We start from the raw sequence: 20,688 nt of genomic DNA, 5'->3' as shown, positions 1-20,688 counted from the left end.
TCTGAGTGTGTTCCTATTGAGCCCTTTGTTGTGTTGGGGGAGAAACTTTGTTTCGTTGGTACCCCGTGGAGGTAAATTCTGATGCGTAAACTCTCGCGACGACTGCGCGAACTCTATGCCAAGGTGGAGGATCGTCCCTACGCTCCCCTTGAGGCCTTACAATTGCTCAAGGAAACGGCCACAGCCAAATTTCCTGAATCGGCCGAGGCCCACATCCGCTTGGGCATTGATCCGAAATATACAGATCAACAATTGCGTACTACCGTGGCGCTCCCTAAGGGCACCGGTCAAACCATTCGCGTGGCGGTGATTGCCCGTGGTGAAAAAGTGACCGAAGCCAGTGCCGCCGGTGCCGACCTTGTGGGCTCAGAGGAGCTGATTGACGAAATTCAAAAGGGGCGGATGGACTTTGACCTCCTCATTGCCACCCCCGATATGATGCCCCAAGTGGCCAAAGTGGGTCGGATTCTGGGTCCGCGGGGGCTCATGCCCTCCCCCAAGGCGGGTACGGTGACTTTTGACTTGCCCCAAGCAATTCAGGAGTTCAAAGCGGGGAAAGTGGAATTCCGCGCCGATCGCACCGGGATTGTCCATGTGCTCTTTGGCAAAGCCAGCTTCAGCGCCGAAGACCTGCTCGTTAACCTCAAGGCACTGCAAGAAAGCATTGACCGCAACCGCCCGAGTGGTGCCAAGGGGCGCTACTGGCGCAGTGTCTATGTGGCGGCGACAATGGGGCCGAGCATTCAGGTGGACATTAATGCTCTGCGGGAGCTAAAACTGGCCGAAGCCGTCTAAGGAGGACTTGCCTATTGCCCAATACTTGACAACTCAAGACTAAAACCGAAGACCGCAGGGGTCTGGCTGAGACATAATCTTCCTGCCGAGGTTTGCGAAGTCCATCCGTTGCGATTGGGCGATCGCCCCGGCACCACTGCTGGGGTTTTTCTTTCACTGACTAGAGGAGGTGATGCGCGTGGGACGCACGCTAGCAAACAAAAAAGAAATTGTGGCGGAGCTCAAGGAACGCCTGAGGGAGTCACAAATGGCATTGGTGATTGACTACCAGGGTCTCACCGATGCCGAGATGAAGGATTTGCGGCAACGCTTGCGCAAGTGCAATGCCAGTTGCAAGGTTACGAAAAATACGCTGATGGAATTGGCGGTCAAAGAAAGTGACACTTGGCAACCCATGACCCAATTCCTCAAGGGACCGTCAGCGTTCCTCTTGGTCAAGGAGGACATTGGAGGCGCAATTAAGGCCTACCAAGAATTCCAGAAGGCCACAAAGAAAACCACCCTCCGCGGTGGGGTCATGGAGGGACGTGCCCTTGACGAAGCGCAAGTGAAGGCCATTGGTGATCTGCCCTCAAAAGAACAACTCATGGCCCAGATTGCCGGTGCCCTCAATGCCGTCACAGCGAAGATTGCCATTGGCATCAAGGAAGTTCCTGCTTCCTTGGCGCGGGCAACGCAGGCGATCGCCGACAAAGGTGCGGAATAGATCGATCCTGTTTTCGGTTTCCCTCGGGAAGCCACCTGTTCTTGTTTTCCAACTTTGAAACGATAGGAGTTTACAATGTCTGCTGCAACCGATGAAATTCTCGAAAAGTTGAAATCCTTGACCCTGTTGGAAGCGGCCGAGCTGGTCAAGCAAATTGAAGAGACCTTTGGCGTCAGTGCCGCTGCGCCCGTCGGTGGGATGATGGTGGCCGCGCCCGTCGCTGGTGCTGCGGCTGCTCCCGCAGAAGAAGTCGAAGAGAAAACCGCCTTTGATGTCATTCTTGAAGAAGTCCCCGCCGACAAGAAGATTGCTGTGCTCAAAGTGGTGCGCTCTTTGACGGGCTTGGGTCTCAAGGAAGCCAAGGAAGTGGTGGAATCCACACCCAAACCCGTGAAAGAAGGTGCTACCAAAGAAGACGCCGAAGCCGCCAAGAAAGAACTCGAGGAAGCCGGCGCCAAAGTCAGCATCAAGTAATCTTTGGTATCCATTTGTTTGCAGGGTGGTGTTCTGGCCACCCTTTTTTAGTATTTGGGGAATCTAGAGACCCATGACCTATATTCGTGCCATCTATACCGATGGTGCCTGTGAAGGCAATCCAGGACCGGGGGGGTGGGGCGTGGTTATTTACTTTACCGATGGCTCTGTGCAGGAGCTTGGAGGACACCACCCGGCCACTACGAATAATCGCATGGAATTACAGGCTGCTATTGAAGCCCTCAAGGCATGGCACCAACTGGCGCCTGGGCGCGCGATCGCCCTTTACACCGACAGCGAGTATGTCCTCAAGGGAATTACTGAGTGGATCCACAACTGGAAACGGCGGGGCTGGAAAACAGCCGCCAAAAAGCCGGTTCTCAACCAAGACCTGTGGCAGGAGTTAGATGCCCTCAATGATCCCTTAGTCCAATGGCGCCATGTACGCGGCCATAGCGGCGATGTCGGGAATGAACGCTGCGATCTTATTGCCCGCAGTTTGAGTCGTGGGCAGCCAATTGCCCTAAGAACGCTGCCACCACCGTTGGGGTAATGTCGCGGGTGCGTTCAAAGACTGCACTGGCTCCCGCTGAGCGCAGGCGATCGCCATAGCGTCGCCGATCTTCGGGCTTGACATGGGGAGGAATCACTCCGAGGGCAATCCACGGCGTTGTTGCTTGTTCTTTGCGAGCATTGACAACGGTTTGCATATCCGCCACGGTATCCCCCACATAAAAGGCGGGAATCGTTTCTTGATCACTGGCCTGACGGTAGGCCATGCAGAGTCCTGTGGGGTCAGGCTTGCCGGGGGCATCTTCCATGGCGATCAACAGGGGCTGATCCAAACCCAAACGGTGTTTCAGGACATATTCTGCCGAGTCCCGCGTGGCACCACTGACAAACCCCCAGTGGATCTGGGCTTGATCGAGGCTCTGAAAATAGGCAACATCCACCAGTAGGGGCTCATCTTGAATATAGCCTGACCAATTTTCACCGCTATAGCGCTCTTCAAAAAAGATCACCAAGCGTTTGTAGTCCAAGGGCACTTGGGAACGGGGTTTTCCTTGACGTTCAAAGTAGCGATAAATGAGTTCGCGGGATCCTTCCCAGTCGTTATTCCAGCAGCCTTCCGCCTTGAGGTCGTCAATTTCCTTTTGACTGGGACGATAGGCACCCCCCGTAAAATGCTCAACGGTATCCGCTAGGGCACGGCGATAGGAACGACTGACGTCGCGAATCACCCCGTCAATATCAAAAAAGACACAGGCACAGGGGGTACTCAACTGTGGCTCTCCAGAAACTTGTATGCAGTTGGTCTGATTGGTTATTATAGAGGATGGTCTTTTGTGAAAAATCAGTTCTAGGAGGTTAGAGTTGTCCCGTTTTACCCTAAGAGTGCTTTGGTTAGAGAAAGACGTGGCGATCGCTGTCGATCAAATTGTTGGCAAAGGGACAAGCCCCCTCACCTCCTACTTCTTTTGGCCGCGCACCGACGCTTGGGAACTCCTCAAGGCGGAGTTAGAGAAGAAATCTTGGATTACGGAAGCCGAGCGCATTGAACTCCTCAACCGTGCCACCGAAATCATTAACTACTGGCAAGAGGAGGGCAAAGATCGTCCCGTCAGTGAGGCGCAAAAACGATTTAGTGATGTTAGTTTTGTAGGCACAGCCTAGGGTGCTCTTCATCCTAGGGTCAATTATTGCAACTTGAGGAGAAACAGAATGGGAGTCGTTTTGTACTTTGTCACTGTTGCTGGTGCGATCGCCCTGGCGACGATTTTGTTTCACACCCTACGTACCGTGAAGCTCATTTAGCTGCATCCTACCCTTTTGGTATCTCTGGATTGAAGTTCTGCATAGGGAGAGAAAATTCGTGTCCCACGCTGTCACCTTAATTCGCGGCGACGGTATTGGTCCTGAGGTTGCCGCTGCAGCTCGCACCGCCATTGATGCCACCGGCGTCAAAATTGACTGGGTAGTGGTGGATGCCGGCGTGGATATGATGGAACGCTACGGTACTCCCTTGCCCGAACAGGTTCTCGAGGCCATCAAAAGTACGAAAACTGCCATCAAAGGCCCGATTACCACCCCCGTGGGTACAGGCTTTCGTTCTGTCAATGTCGAGATCCGCAAGCGGCTCAATCTGTATGCGAACCTACGGCCTGCTAAATCCATTGTGGGGGTGAAAAGCTATTTTCAAAACATTGACCTCGTCATTGTTCGCGAGAATACCGAAGACCTCTACGCCGGGATTGAGTTTGAATACACCAGTCCCGCAGCAGCTAAAGCCCGCGCCTTTTTAAGTGATCTATCGGGCAAGCCAATTCGGGAGGATGCAGCCATTGGTGTCAAGCCCATTTCCGTCCTAGGGAGCGATCGCATCCTTGAGTTTGCCTTCAAATATGCCAAGGCCAACGGCCGCAAGAAAGTGACAGCTGTTCACAAGGCCAACATCATGAAATTTACCGATGGCCTCTTCCTTGAGCGCGCCCGCGAAATTGCCACCCGCTACCCCGATATTGCCTTTGAAGATCGCATCGTCGATAACATGTGCATGCAGTTGATGCAGAAACCCGAACTCTACGATGTGATGGTGATGCCAAACCTCTACGGCGATATTCTTTCAGACCTTTGTGCAGGGATGATTGGCGGTCTGGGGGTGGCTCCCGGCGCCAATATTGGCGATGAATATGCGGTTTTTGAGGCGATTCATGGTTCAGCCCCCAAATATGCGGGTCAAAACAAAGCCAATCCCACGGCCTTGATTCTCTCAGGGGTATTGATGCTGCAACACCTGGGTGAAATGGAGGCAGCCCAGCGTCTGCAAGGGGCTGTGGAAAAAGTAATTGCTGAGGGGCGCTTTGTCACCTATGATTTGGCGGCGCCGGGCAAAGAACCCGTAGGCACCCAAGAGATGGCTGCTGCGATTGCCGAGTACGCCGCCCCCTAACCCACCAGCAGATTTTCCTCGGGATATTGAACGTTAGAAGGCTGAGGATCACCGATAATTGCCGCCATCAGTAGCAGGATACCCACCCGGCCGGCATACATTGTTACAATCAAGACCAACTTAGAAAAGATGCTTAGATTACTGGTAATACCGGTGGAAAGCCCAACGGTGGCAAAGGCAGAAACAGTTTCAAAGAGGATATTGATGAAATTCTCTTCCGGGTCAGCGATCGCAATCAGGGTGGTTGAAACCAGTACCGTAAACATTGAGCCAAAGGCGACGGCGACGGCTTTCATGATGAGGGAGGGGGGCACTTGACGGCGGTAGAGCAGTACCACCTCTTTCCCTTGGAGCGCTGACTTGGTAATCCCTGCCAGAATCCGTAACGTAGTTGTTTTAATGCCCCCTGCCGTGCCACCGGGGCTGCCGCCAATAAACATCAGGGCAATCATAATAAATAGCCCGCTATTATTGAATTCCCCAATGTTGACCGTATTAAAGCCCGCTGTGCGCGCTGTAACCGACTGAAACCACGCCAAGAGGAGCTTCTGATCCCAGGAAAAAAGACCAAATCGCTCGGGCGATCGCATCTCCGTCAGGAAGAGCATGACTGTTCCCAAAATTAGGAGAATCACTGTTGTACTTGTCACAATTTTGAAATTGAGGCTAAACGTCATCTGGCTGGCTTTGCGGATCAAGTAGGCGGGTTTGCCCCAGTAGCGCAGATGCTCCCGTAGCCAAAGGTAGAACTCAAAGATGACCTCATAGCCAATACCACCAAAAATAATCAGTAGGGAAATCACCAAATTCAAGGGCACTGAGGTTTGATACCCCATTAAACTGTTGCTAAAGAGGCTAAACCCGGCATTATTCCAAGCACTGATACTGTGAAACACCGCAAGCCACAGGGCCTGTGGCTCCCTAAAGTCTTGGCGAAAAATTAGCCACAGCAAAAAGGCACCCGTCAATTCAAAGAGAAAGGTCAAGCCCAAAATCGAGCGCACCAGTTGCCGTGCCCCCTGGATGCCCCGCCGATCCAAGGCCTGCTGGACCGCTATTTTTTGCCGTAGGTTAAACTTGCGCCCTAGTAAAATAATCAAAAACGTCGTGGCCGTCATGTACCCCAGACCGCCCACTTGAATCAGCAGCAGAATCACCAGTTGGCCAAAGGGGGAAAAATGGGTGGCCGTATCAACAATGATGTGACCTGTCACACAAACCGCTGAGGTGGCTGTAAATAGGGCAATAACGAAGGGATTCCAATGCCCATTACTGGTGGACCAAGGCAGACACAGTAGGAGCGTCCCCACCATAATCACTGCTAAAAATCCAAGGCAAATTGTCCGTGGAACCGTCAACATCAATGAATGCGTATCCAAAAGCCCTGAGGCTAATCTATCGCAGGATTGTATGGGCAACAATCTTCTAGGTTTAGAGTTCCCAATCGGGATGACAGGATTTGAACCTGCGACCCTCTGCTCCCAAAGCAGATGCGCTACCAAGCTGCGCTACATCCCGGCAGTTAATCTCTATCGTACCACTGAATTCTCAGCACAATAGGACAGGGACCCTTAGAATCAAGAAAGGAGTTTTTCATTTTGTTAAGGTTGCCCTCGCTGGTATGACCGACGTCCCCGTTTCCCACATTCGCAATTTCTCGATCATTGCCCACATTGATCACGGCAAATCGACCCTTGCCGATCGCCTGCTGCAATTTACGGGCACGGTGGATCCCCGTGAAATGAAGGAACAGTTTCTGGACAATATGGAACTGGAGCGGGAGCGGGGAATTACGATTAAGCTGCAAGCCGCCCGCATGACCTACACCAGTCGCGATGGCGAAACGTACATCTTGAATTTGATTGACACCCCCGGCCACGTGGATTTTTCCTATGAGGTGTCGCGATCGCTGGCGGCCTGTGAGGGGGCGCTGTTGGTAGTGGATGCCTCCCAAGGGGTAGAAGCGCAAACACTGGCCAATGTCTATCTGGCGTTGGAGCACAATCTAGAGATTATTCCTGTTCTCAATAAAATTGATCTGCCGGGAGCTGAACCCGATCGCGTGAAGGCGGAAATTGAAGAGATTATTGGCCTCGACTGCTCCCAAGCAGTTCTAGCCTCTGCTAAGGAAGGGATTGGCATTGAGGAGATTCTGGAATCCATTGTGCATTTGGTGCCACCCCCGCGCGATACGGTGGACCAACCCCTGCGGGCGCTGATTTTTGATAGCTACTACGATGCCTACCGCGGGGTGATTGTCTATTTTCGCGTCATGGATGGCGTGGTCCGCAAGGGCGATCGCATTCGCTTGATGGCCTCCGGCAAAGAGTACGAAATTGATGAACTAGGTGTGCTTGCCCCCAACCAAAAACCTGTGGAGAGTCTCCATGCCGGGGAAGTCGGCTACCTCGCCGCCGCCATTAAGGCGGTTGGCGATGCCCGTGTCGGCGACACGATTACATTGGCACAAAACCCGGCCAAGGACGCCCTCCCCGGCTACGCCGAAGCCAAACCGATGGTCTTTTGTGGCCTATTTCCCACGGATGCGGATCAGTTTGAGGATCTGCGGGAGGCCCTGGAGAAATTAAAACTCAATGATGCCTCACTCCACTACGAGCCGGAAACCTCCAGTGCCATGGGTTTTGGGTTCCGCTGTGGCTTTTTGGGGCTGCTGCACATGGAAATTATCCAAGAGCGGCTAGAGCGGGAATACAATCTGGATTTAATCATTACCGCTCCTTCGGTGGTTTATCGCGTCACCACGATCAAAGGGGAAGTGCTGATGATTGATAACCCCAGCCTCCTGCCGGAACCCCAATACCGCGAAAAAATTGAGGAACCCTACGTGCAACTGGAGATGATTACCCCCGAAACCTATGTAGGCACCCTCATGGAATTGGCACAGTCGCGCCGGGGCGTCTTTAAGGATATGCGCTACCTCACCCAAGGGCGTACCACCTTGGTTTATGAAATGCCCTTGGCGGAAATTGTGACGGACTTTTTCGATGAAATGAAGTCGCGATCGCGGGGCTATGCCAGTATGGAGTATCACCTCATTGGCTACCGTGCCAACGACTTAGTGAAACTGGATATCCTTATCAATAACGACCCTGTGGATTCCCTAGCGGCCATTGTCCACCGCGATAAGGCCTACTATGTGGGACGAGCCTTGGTTAGCAAACTCAAGGATCTGATCCCACGCCACCAGTTCAAAATTCCCATTCAAGCGGCCATTGGTTCGCGGGTAATTGCCAGTGAAAGCATTCCCGCCCTGCGCAAGGATGTCTTGGCCAAGTGCTACGGCGGCGACGTGACCCGCAAACGCAAGCTCCTAGAAAAACAAAAAGCGGGTAAAAAACGAATGAAGGCAATCGGGCGGGTGGATGTGCCCCAAGAGGCCTTTATGGCGGTGTTGCGACTCAAAAATGAATAGGAGGCTCAGGATGTCTCAACGATCATCGGGCAAATGGGTGGCGATCGCCACCGGTGCTATTTCCCTACTGTTGGGAATTGGCTACTTGGTGTTAGTACAGCTTTTGGATTGGCGCGGCGATTGGCAGCCGGCTCCCTTGGGAGTCCTGCGATTGCTCTTGCCTTAGAACTTTTAGATAACCGGGGACAGTTCACTGTGAATGGTAAATCGCACATGGTTGAGGGCTAAATCTCCGAGGCGTAGCCCGCGATCGCGATAATTGGTGGTCTCAAAGCGAATGCCTTTGCCCACTTCCACGTGGTACCAAGGCAGTGCCATAAAGAACCGCGTTGGGTAGGGACCGCGCTCTACCACATCATCGGGATTAGACTCCATGGGCAGCCAGCCCACCCCCGGCACATAAAACTCCAACCAGACATGGTTGTAGGTGGGCTGGAGGGGAATACCGCGCTTTTGAGGATGGGGGGGACATTTATAGCGACCCACCGTACGGCAGGCAATGCCGTTCAATCGTGCTAAGGCCAGCAGCACACCCACGTACTCGCCACAGGACCCAGTTCCCCGCTTCAAAACCACATCGGGCGTGTCAATAGTGGGGCGCATAGCATAGCTGAGGCGATCGTACACATAGTTACGAATCTTGAGCATCTTGCGCAGGATATGGGTCTCTGTGCCCACGGCTTCCCGTGCCGCCTCTCGGACAATGGGTTGATCCATTGCCAACTCATCGTTATCCACCAGATACTGCGCTGCAAATTCCGGCGGCAGCGGTAGCGTCTCGTCAATGTCGTCAAAGCCAAGATGGTACTTTATACCTCTCACTTCTAGCCAAGCCCGCCAACCAAAAAGGCGGGCTTCATAGGGACGCACCTCAGGAAAATCAAACACCGCCACCTGCTGATCCACCACCGTTTCCAAGCGAAAGGGGGTACCCACGGGTTCGACCCGCAGTAGTTTTTGGCGTAGGGAATTGGCCGGCAGCGCAATCCGCCATTCTAGGTTATCTAGGTGCAGCGCATCAAGGGGAGACATTTCCTCTACGTAGGCCATCTCAATCAGATAGCCATTGGAGACCGTGTAATGCTCCTCCCGATGGGTGTGGTAGAGCAGCGGATGAATCAGGCAAATATCGCGATAATCAATTTCGAGGGGGGCTGCGCGGTTGTTGGGGTTATCCCGCAGATAGGGTTCTTCACCGCCATAGGCCACCCACAACTGGCCCGTCGCATCAAAGGTGAAAGCCGTTGGCTGGGCAAAGGGGGTCAAGGCCACCCATTCAACACCGCCACTCTGGCGATCGAGACAATAGATGGATTGCTCTAGGCGATCGCTCACCCACAAATAGCCATCCTTGAGGGCTAAATTTTCACAGCCAATGCCCGGGGCACTGAGGCGATACTGCTCTCGACCGGTCTCATCAAAACAGTGGATGTAACCGGATTTTTGACAGGCTACATAGATGCCTGTGTCATCCACCGCCACACCGTAAATGGGATAGCGGCACTCCAGCACCTTTTCTACGTGCCAGTCAGGGAGATGACAACGATAGAGCCATGTGTCCCGACAAAACCAGAGGGTCTCGCGATAGAGACAGAGGCCATGGGCATCAAGAAATGGCTCTAGATCGTAGGGATTGAGAATCTCGCTGTGGTCGTTTTCGCCGTTAATGAGCAAAATAAAGCCCCGCACCCGATCCAAGGCCAAAAAGTTGGCGCCAAGGGTTGCTTGGCAAAAGGGTAAACGGGGCAATTGACGTAACCACAGGGCTTGGGGATTGACCCATGCCAAACCGGAGAGTTGGTAAGCACCTAGGGGATAAATAGTGCGCCAATTGTGATCCAGGGCTCGGGAGTTGAGGGAGTCTCCATAACCCTGTGCCGGTATATCTGGCATAGGCAGCAAATACCCTACTCAACCGCCTGGGGCAATAGCTCACGCCGAGGTTGAGCTTGGATCTTCACTTGACCGGATTCATCCACATCAATGAGGGCAGTGTCACCTTCGCGGATGCGGCCAGAGAGCATTTCCTCAGCCAAGGTGTCCTCCAAAAGGCGCATAATTGCCCGCCGCAGGGGCCGGGCTCCATAGCTGGGGTTGTAGCCCTCATCAATGAGCCGTTCCTTGAAGCGTTCAGTCACCTCCAAGGTAATGCCTTTTTCTGTGAGGCGCGAGAACACTTCCTTGAGGAGAATGTCGGCAATTTGCTTGACTTCGTCCTTCGTCAATTGACGGAAGACAATAATCTCATCAAGGCGGTTGAGGAATTCAGGGCGGAAGTATTGCTTCAGTTCCTCATTCACCAAGGAGCGAATGCGATTGTATTGGGATTCAGCCGCATCCTCAGTGCCAAACTCAAAGCCAAGGCCAGCCGCCCCCTTCTCAATCACCTTCGAGCCAATGTTCGAGGTCATGATCAAGAGGGTATTCTTGAAGTCAACGGTACGCCCCTTGGAGTCAGTCAGACGGCCATCCTCCAGGATTTGCAGCAGTAGGTTAAAGACATCGGGGTGAGCTTTCTCGATTTCATCGAAGAGCACCACCGTATAGGGACGCCGCCGCACGGCTTCGGTGAGCTGACCGCCCTCGTTGTAGCCAACATAGCCGGGGGGCGAACCGATGAGCTTGGAGACGGTATGCCGCTCCATGTATTCGGACATATCCAAGCGGATCATCGCCTCTTCAGAGCCAAAGAAGTAGGCCGCCAAGGCTTTCGTTAACTCGGTTTTACCGACACCGGTTGGCCCAGAGAAGATAAAGCTGGCAATTGGACGATTGGGATTTTTGAGACCGACACGGGCACGGCGAATGGCGCGGGAGATCGCTTTTACTGCTTCATCTTGGCCAATGACCCGCTGGTGCAAGGTCTCCTCCATGTGCAGCAGTTTTTCCGACTCGCTTTCGGTGAGCTTGCTAACGGGCACGCCCGTCCAAGAGGCCACAATGTGGGCAATGTCCTCTTCGGTGACGACGGGGGTTTCCTCTTCACCGTTGGCGATTTCGGCTTTTTTCTGCTGGGCAATGGCGCGGATTTGCGCTTTTAGTTCCATCTCGCGATCGCGCAGTTCACCCGCTTTGTCAAAGTTTTGGGCCCGCACGGCATCGTCTTTTTCTTTGAGCACCTGCCGCAATTCGCGATCCAGTTCCTTGGCCGCAGGCGGTAGTTGCGAGTTAATCAGGCGCACCCGTGAGCCCGCTTCGTCAATGAGGTCAATGGCTTTGTCGGGTAGATAGCGATCGCTAATGTAGCGATCGGACAGCTTCGCTGCCGCCTCAAGGGCTTCATCGGAAATTTTCAGTTTGTGGTGCTTCTCATAGCGTTCCCGCAGGCCGTAGAGAATCTCAATGGTTTCCTCAACGGAGGGCTCACCCACCATTACCGGTTGGAAGCGCCGCTCCAAGGCAGCATCCCGCTCAATGTGTTTGCGGTACTCATCCAAAGTGGTGGCCCCAATGCACTGCAACTCACCGCGCGCCAGGGCGGGTTTGAGGATATTTGCTGCATCAATGGCACCCTCAGCCGCCCCAGCCCCAATTAACGTGTGCACCTCGTCAATCACTAAGATCACGTTACCGGCTTGGCGGATTTCATCCATGATCTTTTTCAGCCGCTCTTCAAATTCACCCCGGTACTTCGTGCCTGCCACCAAAAGACCGATATCGAGGGTGACCACCCGCTTGTCTTCAAGAATGTCGGGGACATCTTTGTTGGCAATGCGCTGGGCAAGGCCTTCAGCAATCGCGGTTTTACCCACCCCCGGTTCACCGATCAGCACGGGGTTATTTTTGGTGCGACGACCCAAAATTTGAATCACCCGCTCAATTTCTTTTTGCCGACCCACCACGGGATCTAGCTTGCCCTCAATAGCCATCTGGGTGAGGTTTGCACCAAATTCGTCCAGCGTCGGCGTTTTGGTACGTCCTTGGCTAGCCCCAGCGGTCACTTCTGCGGTTTCACCCAGCATCCGAATCACTTGAGTGCGCACTTTCGAGAGATCAACACCCAAATTTTCAAGGACGCGGGCGGCAACCCCTTCCCCTTCGCGAATCAGTCCCAACAGGAGGTGTTCGGTACCAATGTAGTTGTGACCCAGTTGGCGGGCTTCTTCAAGGGAGAGTTCTAACACTCGCTTGGCACGGGGGGTAAAGGGAATCTCCACGGCGACAAAACCAGACCCGCGGCCAATAATTTTTTCCACTTCGATGCGGGCATCCTTGAGGTTCACGCCCATGGAACGTAGAACCTTGGCAGCCACACCGGTACCTTCACCAATCAGTCCGAGGAGAATTTGTTCGGTACCGACAAAGTTGTGGCCGAGGCGGCGAGCCTCTTCCTGTGCCAGCATGATGACTTTAATGGCTTTTTCTGTAAAGCGTTCAAACATGACCCTTCCCCTAATGGCTCCTGCGTGCTGGTAACACTCATCTTAACACGTCCACTTTGGCGTGTTTTTGTATGCCAATTTACAGCCCTTTTTCCAAAATATGGACCCGACTCAGAACCGTCAAATCCACTCTTAAACAGGATCAACGTCCCTTGACCTACCCTATGGCATAGCCCAGATACAGGGCTGTACTCTTACTATACTCTTACTATAGATGTTGACTTATTTTTTTGCAGGTGTGGTTGCCCGTATTTTAATTGAGATTTTGTGGGCTGTCCTGCGGCAATATTCCATTGATGAATTGGTCAGCCTCCCTAGGCTCAAAAGGCGATAGACTACACTTGCTGATGCCCAAATTTTCCACAATGGCTAATTTTTCCCAGTTTTTCGCCGTTGAACCCTCCCAGCGTGCCCTGATTTTCGACATGGATGGGGTCATCTGCCATACGATGCCCTATCACCTGGAGGCTTGGCGCGTCTATGTGGATCGCACCCCTGAACTGCGGCAGCACATCAACCTAGAACACCTGCGGCATATGGGGGGCAAACGCAATGCGGAACTCTTGCCAGAACTTCTAGGGCGATCGCTGAGCGAAGCGGAAATAGAGCGTTGGGGCGCGGGGAAAGAGGCGGTCTTTCGGGAACTGCTAGCACCCCATTTGGAACTGTTGCCGGGGTTATTGCCCTTTCTCAAAAGTGCCAAGGAAAAAGGCTACCGCTTGGGCTTGGGCACCTCCGCCTGTGCCGCCAATGTGGAATTGGTGCTCTCCTGTGAAGGGGTGGGTCACTTTTTCGATACGGTGGTGATGGAGCAGGATGTGCAGCGGGGCAAGCCCGATCCAGAATGCTATCTACTGGTGGCGGAGCGGTTACAGGTGGTGCCGCAGCATTGTCTTGTCTTTGAGGATGCCGTGGCGGGCGTTATGGCAGCGGTGCGGGCAGGGATGCTCTGCTGGGGAGTGTTGACAACGCAATCGGCAATGACCCTTCAAGCCGCAGGGGCAGAGGTCTGTATTGAGGACTTTACCGATCCACGCCTTCAACGGCTATTGTCCTAGGGAATTTTCGGCGATCATGGGTACTGGCGCGTTAGGAATCCACCACATTGGGCGTTGATCTGCGCAGTTATGTCTATCTCGATTCGATCCAACCGCAACACGCGGCCTATTTGGGAACCGTGGCCCAGGGGTTTTTGCCGTTGCCGGGGGACTGCTCCCTTTGGGTGGAGATTTCACCGGGGATTGATGTGAACCGCCTTTTGGATATTGCCCTGAAGTCTGCGGTGGTGCGGCCGGGAGTCTTATTCATCGAGCGACTCTACGGACTACTGGAGGTGCATTCGGGCAATCAGGGGGAAGTGCGGGCAGCAGGACAGGCCATTTTAGATGCCATTGGCGCTCGGGTCCAGGATTGCTTGCGGCCACGGGTGATTTCGAGTCAAGTGATTCGCAACATTGATGCCCACCACACCCAACTGATTAACCGCTCCCGCCGGGGCAACATGATCCTGGCAGGACAAACCCTCTATGTCTTTGAGGTGGAACCGGCAGCCTATGCGGCACTGGCAGCGAATGAGGCTGAAAAGGCAGCACTGATTAATATTTTGCAGATTTCCGCTGTGGGCAGCTTTGGTCGTCTCTTTTTGGGGGGGGCAGAGCGGGATATTCTGGCGGCGGAACGGGCAGTCTTGGCCGCCATGGAACGCTTACCGGGGCGCGATAGTTTTAGCGATCGCCGGGAGTAGCTGCTGCATGGGCCTTTAACTTTCTCTGAAGGTCTTCGATAAAAGGACAAGGGGGACTGTCCTGCAGTTGATAAAACCCTCGCCAATTAAAGTTTTGCCAGTGAAAGGGAGCTTGCTGGGCAGCCGCTAGCCACAGGAGGCGCTTGGCACGGGTCATGGCGACGTAGAGCAGGCGATATTCCTCGGCGGTTTTGGCGGCTGTGGCTTTTTTGTAGGCAGTTTGCCAGTTGGGCAGTGGCTGTTTATGGCCGTAGGCCCGCAGTTGCGATCGCACCACGTCTATAAAATCCACGTCAGAACTGAGGAACTTAGCATTGGCAGCAACCCAACTCTTACCGGGGAGGGTTGTTTCCTCTAAAAAGGGGACAAAAACCGCATCCCAATCCAGACCCTTGGCGCGATGCATCGTCATAATGGTCACCTGACCCGATCGCACTAAGCGGCTATGGAGATCTTCCATCTCCACCGCTTGAAAGCGATCCGCTGCCACCAATTCTTGCCAACGGGGATAGATACGCTCCCACAGTTGCGTTGGTTCCTGCTGGGTCAATTCCCAGATCAGGCGATCGGCAGTGGCCAATTCAGCGGCGTCATAGCCCAATTCCTGAGCGCAGTAGGTGATCAAGGGAAATAGAGACAGCTCTAGGCGGGCTTTGAGGAGGCGTTGGCAGTGTTGGCGTGCCTTGAGCACCGGTTCCTCGGCAGGGGGGTCTAAAGGACCGGGGTAGAGGAAGACCTCTGGCTGAGCTGCCAAGCGATCCAAATTTTGGGGTGGAATGCGTTTGCGCTCCTGAAGCACCGTTAGGGCTGCCTTGACCGCTGCGGGAGAATAGGGACAGTGGAGAAAGTAGAGAATGTCCAGCAATTCCTTGGGCACCTGCGATCGCCGTTCGATGCCGGCCACATCCAGCAGCGGAATTCCTTGCGCACAAAGGTCAATATCAAGGTTGAAGTCAGTGGGCGATCGCAAGACATCGGCAACAAATTCAGCCTGGCGGTTAGTGCGCACCAGCACCGCCACTGAAGCCTCTGGATGCGCCGCCAACACCTGAGAAATGCGCTGCGCCAGATGTTTAACCGTCTCAACAACCGTTGGCGGTCGGACAATTTCTACCCCTTGTCCCCAGGGGGGTGGGTTGGCCCCCGGTTCCAAACCCGGCGGCGACACACACTGAATGGCTTGGTCACGGAAGGGGGGTTCTTGATCTTTGAGTGCCCAATTCGCCCATCGCACCAAATAGTTAGCGACGCGAATGATCAAAGGGGTGGATCGCCCCGCTTGGGTCATTTCATAGAAAGCCCTCTTCTGGGCACACTCGTTACAAAATTCATTGAAAAATAGGGGATCGGCAGCCGTAAAGGTGGAGTTAATGGCTTGGTTCGGATCCCCCACCCGCACAAAATGAACTTGTCCGGTGGTGGGGTCCTCGGCTAAAAGCCGCAGTAACCGCGATTGCAGGGGGGTTGAGTCTTGAGCTTCATCCTCAAAGACGGCATACACTCGCTGTTGCCATTCGTGGCGGTACTGGCGATCGCCCTCTAGGAGTTGAACAGCTGCCAAAATCATTTCATCGTAGTCAATTTGCCCCCGCTGCGCCAGATGGTTCTGGTACAGTTCCAAAAGGTCGGCACCAATCTCTAAAAAAGGGTAGGGTCCTGCTTCGGCTGCACCTTGGGAGCACAACTGCTGGGACAACTGCCGCAGATCATGGGGCATCAAAGCCATACTGCGGGCACTGCTAATAACGGTCTGCGCCAACTTCACCAAGATGTCGGTCAACAGTGCACTTTTGCGGCCATCGTGTTCAACGTCGCTCAGGGGACTGGTATCGCAGCCTCGGATGAGTTGCTCGAGGATATCGGGGTGCGATCGCGCCCACTCCTTGACACAGGTGACACAGAGGCGTCGCTGCTCATGCTCACTCATTAAGTTTTCACCCCTCAAACGCAGACCCGCTGTGGGGTGGCTGGTGGCAATTTTCAAGGCCAAACTGTGGAGGGTCTGCACACTAAAACCATTGCGGGGCAGCCCCATTTCCCGTAGGTACTTGCGGATGCGCACCTTGATATTGGCGGCAGCCGAACGACTGTAGGTGACTACCACCAGTTGCCGCTGTTGATGGAGCTTTTCCCGAGCGATAGCGATCGCTGCCCCTACCGCCATGCCGTGGGATTTGCCCGCTCCCGGCACTGCCGCGACGGCCAGCATTCCCCCTTGCCATTCACTGATTTCCCGTTGACCCGGACGTAGTGTCCCTAGGAGGTGAGTCACCGTGGGGGAGAGTGGCAACAAGTTCATAGGAAAACCATTAGGAGAGCAAAAGATTTATTAAAAAACTGGCGTTTACCGGATGAATACCGAAAAATCGTATAATAGAATACAGAAAGTTAGGGACAGGTTGTTCCTTCAGATAGACCACCTAAACGCTTAAAGACAAGTCAATAAGACGCACCGAGGAGCCTTGATTTAATTATGCAACTAATCTATCGCGGCGCTAAATACGAAACTTCTGAGCAGCACATTCCCCTTATTGAATCAGGGGCCAAGGGTCTCTACCGAGGCGCCCAATGGGTGGGGCAGAAGGCGGCTGAAACTGTTCCTCAACCCAATCATGTTCTCTGCTGGCGGGGGGTGACCTACCAAACCAACCGGGAGCCAGTGGCCACAACCGCTCCAAGGGTGAGTGCTGCCCCTTCTGCACTGCCGCAGCGTAAGCGCGAGTCCTGGGTCGAAGCCCATCGCCATGCGATTCTGAAAACCCTGGAGCGGCGGCTGCAAGTGGCCCGGAGTCAGGGCAACAAAGAGCTCATCAGGCTGCTAGAAGAAGAGTGGCAGCAATTTGCCTAAGGTTTGGATCACCGAAACCCAAACGGTGGTGCCGTTGGTCACAGCGGCACTTTTTATTTTTTAACTGTTTTGTTTTTTATGGGTGATCCTCCTTCCCCTGGCGAAAGGCTGCTGCTTGGGCAAAGGCCGCCGTCGCCCGCTCGCGATCGCCCAAGGCTTCATAGGCATGCCCCAATTGTTCGGCGGCAATTTCCCGCACATAACCCAAAGGAAAAATCATCTGTTTGCTGTAGCTATTGGTGCGCCCCAGTTCAAGGCAATACTGAAAGTAGGCCGTTGCCCCCAAAGGAAATCCCAAGGTCATCAGCCAGCGACCGGCCAAATCATTGAGGGGAGGATAGGTGGGAAACCAAGCCAAACCTTGCTGACACAGCAGTTGCAAGGTATCGTGATCCCCTGTGGCCAAGAGGCGCCGTCCCAGTTGATTGAGCATTTCCGGCAGGGCACCGGGGGCATTCTCAGGCAGTTGGCCGCTGAGGAGGTGAGGCAGTAGGCGGTCAAAGAGTTCCTGGTAGCAGTTCTCCGCCCCAGCAGGATTATTCACCGCCTGGTACATATCTGCCAAGGCAAAAAGGAGATTCAAAGGCAGACCTTCGCTGGCACGGATGCGCTCCAAAATCGGGATGTTGCGATCGCGCATCTTGGCCTGAATTTGGGCAGGTTGATAGCCATAGTGATCAATGCGCAGGGTTTCCAGAGTACCAATGGTCAGGGATGCTGTGGCTGTGGAAACCAACTGCTCATGGAAGCGCCCCTGATAGCGCAGGGTTGGCAAATTGCGAAAGAGCCGCACAATGGCAAAGTCCGAAAATTGCTCCCCCGTGCCGATTTCCCGCCGTAGGAGTTGGTAGGCGGTGAAGGTACTGCCCTCCAATTGCTGTCCGAGGGGCACAGGCGGCTCCTGCAATGTCACGAGCACCTCATCGGCATCCATCACTAAAATCCAATCGCCCGTCGCCTGTTCTAGGGAGTAATTACGAGCGGCGGCAAAATCATCCTGCCAAGGAAAAGTAAAGATGCGCTCCGTAAACTGGCGAGCGATCGCCGGCGTCTCATCCCTGGAGCCAGTGTCCACAACAACAATTTCATCCACCCAGGGCTGAACACTGCCCAGACAGCGTGCCAAATGGGCAGCTTCATCTTTGACAATCAGACAGGCAGAAACCCGCACCATCTACAGGAGCTTTTCAAATTGTTGACGCAGGCGATTCAGCTCACTTTCGGAGAACTCACTCTCCGCAGCGGGCGGCACGCGATTTTCCAGTTCCCAGTCGGTTTCTTCAACATTGCGTTCGGGGGGCGCCAAGAAGAGACGCTCAGCCTCGTTTGTTGGCACAAATCCCTCGGGAACCAAGTGACAGCTATAGCCTGAGGATTCACAAAAGTCCTCAACCTCCTTGGCATCAATGGGAACGACGCTGGGGGGATGAAAATCCTGTGCCTCTAGGAGCATGGCGTAGCGATTGGCATCGTCTTCGCTTTCAAACATCAGAATAAGGTTGCGATCGCCCAGTTGCAGAGAATGAATGCCCTCATTTTCAGTCCCGGGATTATAGAGCAACACGTAAACGCGCATGATGCCTCGCCAATGAAATCTCAACAGCGATTATAACGATTTTAGTTCACCCTACCCGTAGGATTTTTAAGTTGCGGGTAATCCAAATGCAAAAATAGACCTTGAGTTAGAACAATGTTTTTTCAGGTTCCCCTTTGATCCGCTGCTCAAGCCATGCTTGGCGATAGGTGAGTTCTAATTCATTGCCAGTGCGACGAAAAATTTGTGCCTGCTGCAACAGAAAAGCTTGAAAGAGCCGCTGAAAGGCAAGGGCAATAATCGCGACCACCAAGCCAGAGGCGGTACTAATTAAGGCCTCACTAATGCCGAGACCTACCCCCATGGTTGCGGGTGTGCCAATATCCCCCAAGCGAATAGAACTGAGGGCATTAATTAGACCTAGCACTGTTCCCAATAAACCCAGTAGAGGTGCCATCGTAATCGTTGCCTCTAGGACCTTCTCGCCCCGCCGCATAGCACTTAGTTCCTCATCAGCTGCAGCCTCTAGAGCCAAGCGAAACATTTCTGGGTTGGTGTCAATCAGTTGTAAAGGAGTGTAGAGGAAGCGCCCAATGGGTTGATCACAGGCATTTGCCGCTAACTCAAGCGCCTCTTGCCAATCGTGGCGAGCGGCATCCAGAATTTGCTCCGCCAGTTTGGTTTCTCCTCGGAGAACCATACCCCAAAACCAAAGCCGCTCAAAAATGGTGCCTAAGGTCAAGATCGAGAGGATGAGTAGTGGCCACATGGCCAAGCCACCACGGTTAAAAATTTCAGCGATATTCACGGCCAGTTCCCTGTCAGAGCATCCGACGTTTAGTATAGTCCAGCCGGTGGCGGCAATTGTTTCCCAAATTCTAGCAAACCCTACTGCCAAGGGTTTTGAACCACTGTTGCTGATGTCCTGTCTAATACAGTGATTGCGTTAATGGAGCGATACCTCGCATGAGTGTATCTTTACCCCTATCAGCGGCAACCGCATCAACAGATATCGGGACCCGACCGCAAGTGAACGATCCCGATCGCCCCCTGATTGAGCAGTGCCTTGCCGGGCATCCCAACGGCTTTCGGGAGCTGTATCAACGGCATCAGCAACGGGTGCGATCGCTCCTGTTTCAGTTGTGCGGTGCAGTTGCCCTTGATGATTTGGTGCAGGAGGTTTTCCTGCGGGCATGGAAGGGGCTCAAGGGTCTCAAACACGAGGCAAAGTTTTCGACATGGCTCTACCGGATTGCTTGGAATGTGGCTTGCGACTATCGCCGTCAATTGGCAATGCGCAAATCGCGACATCAGCAATACTTGTATCACAGGGAGTCACTCACCCCTGGACTAGATCTACGGCAATTGCACTATGAAGATTTGGTACAGCGAGGGTTGGCTACATTGCCCTTAGAGTATCGCAGCGTTTTGGTCATGCACGATCTCCAGGGCTTACCCCAAAAAGAAATTGCTGAAATTCTGGGGATTCCAGTGGGTACTGTAAAATCCCGCCTCTTTCGCGCCCGTGGCACCTTGCGGACTTACTTTACCGAAGCCGGAGTCAGCCTATGAAACGTGAACCCCCACCTACGGAGGATAAAAATTTGGTTGAGTTTGTGCAGATGTACGCGGGAACGCCCCCGCTACCGCCTCCCTACTTGGAACAGTGTATTGTTGAAGCCGGTTTGCATCAATATCAGCTGAATAAGCGACGTTGGCAGGTCGTGTCTATTTTGGGGGTTGGCGCGATCGCCGCCACCACCGCCAGTGTGTGGTTCCTCAAACCTGCGGCTCAAGTGGCGCAGCAGACACCTGCCGATGG

Annotated in this window: 21 protein-coding genes, 1 tRNA gene and 1 other annotated feature; of the genes, 13 read left to right on the top strand and 9 right to left on the bottom strand. The window is 53.7% G+C overall.

The window, feature by feature from the left end; translation table 11 throughout:
* The first annotated feature begins 78 nt into the window (after window positions 1-78).
* From rplA to rnhA, 4 genes are all read left to right on the top strand, one after another.
* On the top strand, window positions 79-795 hold the full coding sequence (rplA, locus tag IGQ16_RS01600) for a 50S ribosomal protein L1 (RefSeq protein WP_041428853.1): 717 nt from the start codon (window positions 79-81) through the stop codon (window positions 793-795).
* 27 nt (window positions 796-822) lie between these two features.
* Window positions 823-955, top strand: a sequence feature (ribosomal protein L10 leader region).
* A gap of 18 nt (window positions 956-973) precedes the next feature.
* Entirely contained in the window at window positions 974-1,501 is a 528-nt protein-coding gene (rplJ, locus tag IGQ16_RS01595) for a 50S ribosomal protein L10 (protein WP_297041041.1), read from the top strand.
* A gap of 75 nt (window positions 1,502-1,576) precedes the next feature.
* Entirely contained in the window at window positions 1,577-1,975 is a 399-nt protein-coding gene (rplL, locus tag IGQ16_RS01590; RefSeq protein WP_024123920.1) for a 50S ribosomal protein L7/L12, read from the top strand.
* A 73-nt stretch (window positions 1,976-2,048) separates the two neighbouring features.
* Window positions 2,049-2,528 carry a ribonuclease HI gene (gene rnhA / locus IGQ16_RS01585; protein WP_297041044.1) on the top strand — a complete coding sequence of 160 codons (480 nt, stop codon included), beginning with the start codon at window positions 2,049-2,051 and terminating at the stop codon, window positions 2,526-2,528.
* Here rnhA and IGQ16_RS01580 read toward each other — a convergent pair.
* Complete coding sequence (locus IGQ16_RS01580) at window positions 2,461-3,258, bottom strand: TIGR01548 family HAD-type hydrolase (protein WP_024123919.1); 798 nt, start codon at window positions 3,256-3,258, stop codon at window positions 2,461-2,463. The two genes, rnhA and IGQ16_RS01580, sit on opposite strands and share 68 nt — an antisense overlap.
* Before the next feature lie 91 nt (window positions 3,259-3,349).
* Here IGQ16_RS01580 and IGQ16_RS01575 point away from each other — a divergent pair, with 91 nt between their 5' ends.
* Window positions 3,350-3,649, top strand: a complete 300-nt coding sequence (locus IGQ16_RS01575; RefSeq protein WP_024123918.1) for a 30S ribosomal protein PSRP-3 — start codon at window positions 3,350-3,352, stop codon at window positions 3,647-3,649.
* Window positions 3,650-3,848: 199 nt separating this feature from the next.
* On the top strand, window positions 3,849-4,925 hold the full coding sequence (locus tag IGQ16_RS01570; protein WP_297059994.1) for an isocitrate/isopropylmalate dehydrogenase family protein: 1,077 nt from the start codon (window positions 3,849-3,851) through the stop codon (window positions 4,923-4,925).
* Here IGQ16_RS01570 and IGQ16_RS01565 read toward each other — a convergent pair.
* A complete protein-coding gene (locus IGQ16_RS01565) occupies window positions 4,922-6,286 on the bottom strand; it encodes a TrkH family potassium uptake protein (RefSeq protein ID WP_297059992.1) in 1,365 nt (454 codons plus the stop codon). The genes IGQ16_RS01570 and IGQ16_RS01565 overlap by 4 nt on opposite strands.
* A gap of 83 nt (window positions 6,287-6,369) precedes the next feature.
* A tRNA-Pro gene (locus IGQ16_RS01560) sits at window positions 6,370-6,443 on the bottom strand.
* A 103-nt stretch (window positions 6,444-6,546) separates the two neighbouring features.
* Between IGQ16_RS01560 and lepA the strand changes: the two genes are divergently transcribed.
* Together lepA and IGQ16_RS01550 are read left to right on the top strand one after the other, a co-directional pair.
* Entirely contained in the window at window positions 6,547-8,358 is a 1,812-nt protein-coding gene (lepA, locus tag IGQ16_RS01555) for a translation elongation factor 4 (RefSeq protein ID WP_024123915.1), read from the top strand.
* Window positions 8,359-8,368: 10 nt separating this feature from the next.
* Entirely contained in the window at window positions 8,369-8,524 is a 156-nt protein-coding gene (locus IGQ16_RS01550; protein WP_024123914.1) for a hypothetical protein, read from the top strand.
* A gap of 5 nt (window positions 8,525-8,529) precedes the next feature.
* On the opposite strand, the gene IGQ16_RS01545 is transcribed toward IGQ16_RS01550, so the two are convergent.
* Together IGQ16_RS01545 and IGQ16_RS01540 are read right to left on the bottom strand one after the other, a co-directional pair.
* Window positions 8,530-10,251 (bottom strand): transglutaminase domain-containing protein, encoded by a 1,722-nt coding sequence (locus IGQ16_RS01545; RefSeq protein ID WP_024123913.1) that lies wholly within the window; start codon window positions 10,249-10,251, stop codon window positions 8,530-8,532.
* Window positions 10,252-10,265: 14 nt separating this feature from the next.
* A complete protein-coding gene (locus IGQ16_RS01540; RefSeq protein ID WP_024123912.1) occupies window positions 10,266-12,740 on the bottom strand; it encodes an ATP-dependent Clp protease ATP-binding subunit in 2,475 nt (824 codons plus the stop codon).
* Window positions 12,741-13,087: 347 nt separating this feature from the next.
* On the opposite strand from IGQ16_RS01540, the gene IGQ16_RS01535 reads away from it, so the two are divergent.
* Window positions 13,088-13,798, top strand: coding sequence for an HAD family phosphatase (locus IGQ16_RS01535; RefSeq protein WP_297040908.1), 711 nt, complete (start codon window positions 13,088-13,090; stop codon window positions 13,796-13,798).
* A 47-nt stretch (window positions 13,799-13,845) separates the two neighbouring features.
* Window positions 13,846-14,484, top strand: a complete 639-nt coding sequence (locus IGQ16_RS01530) for a carboxysome structural protein (protein WP_024123910.1) — start codon at window positions 13,846-13,848, stop codon at window positions 14,482-14,484.
* Here IGQ16_RS01530 and IGQ16_RS01525 read toward each other — a convergent pair.
* Window positions 14,465-16,783, bottom strand: coding sequence for an ATP-dependent helicase (locus IGQ16_RS01525; RefSeq protein ID WP_297059990.1), 2,319 nt, complete (start codon window positions 16,781-16,783; stop codon window positions 14,465-14,467). The genes IGQ16_RS01530 and IGQ16_RS01525 overlap by 20 nt on opposite strands.
* A 174-nt stretch (window positions 16,784-16,957) precedes the next feature.
* On the opposite strand from IGQ16_RS01525, the gene IGQ16_RS01520 reads away from it, so the two are divergent.
* Entirely contained in the window at window positions 16,958-17,332 is a 375-nt protein-coding gene (locus IGQ16_RS01520; protein WP_297059988.1) for a DUF4278 domain-containing protein, read from the top strand.
* Between the two features lie 76 nt (window positions 17,333-17,408).
* Here the strand turns inward: IGQ16_RS01520 and IGQ16_RS01515 are convergent, their stop codons facing one another.
* The 3 genes from IGQ16_RS01515 to IGQ16_RS01505 form a co-directional block, all read right to left on the bottom strand.
* Window positions 17,409-18,506: a glycosyltransferase family 2 protein gene (locus IGQ16_RS01515; protein ID WP_024123907.1), complete on the bottom strand. Its 1,098-nt coding sequence runs from the start codon at window positions 18,504-18,506 to the stop codon at window positions 17,409-17,411.
* Window positions 18,507-18,908 carry a DUF3110 domain-containing protein gene (locus IGQ16_RS01510; protein WP_041428848.1) on the bottom strand — a complete coding sequence of 134 codons (402 nt, stop codon included), beginning with the start codon at window positions 18,906-18,908 and terminating at the stop codon, window positions 18,507-18,509.
* A 106-nt stretch (window positions 18,909-19,014) separates the two neighbouring features.
* On the bottom strand, window positions 19,015-19,674 hold the full coding sequence (locus IGQ16_RS01505) for a MotA/TolQ/ExbB proton channel family protein (protein WP_297059985.1): 660 nt from the start codon (window positions 19,672-19,674) through the stop codon (window positions 19,015-19,017).
* A gap of 158 nt (window positions 19,675-19,832) precedes the next feature.
* On the opposite strand from IGQ16_RS01505, the gene IGQ16_RS01500 reads away from it, so the two are divergent.
* Together IGQ16_RS01500 and IGQ16_RS01495 are read left to right on the top strand one after the other, a co-directional pair.
* Window positions 19,833-20,438: a sigma-70 family RNA polymerase sigma factor gene (locus tag IGQ16_RS01500; protein WP_024123904.1), complete on the top strand. Its 606-nt coding sequence runs from the start codon at window positions 19,833-19,835 to the stop codon at window positions 20,436-20,438.
* Window positions 20,435-20,688 (top strand): hypothetical protein (locus IGQ16_RS01495; RefSeq protein ID WP_297059983.1); only part of this gene is annotated, 254 nt, incomplete at its 3' end. The genes IGQ16_RS01500 and IGQ16_RS01495, both read left to right, overlap by 4 nt.

Source organism: Thermosynechococcus sp. M3746_W2019_013 (assembly GCF_015296045.1).
Taxonomy (GTDB): Bacteria; Cyanobacteriota; Cyanobacteriia; order Thermosynechococcales; family Thermosynechococcaceae; genus Thermosynechococcus.
This window is presented reverse-complemented; position numbering and strand designations above follow the sequence as displayed.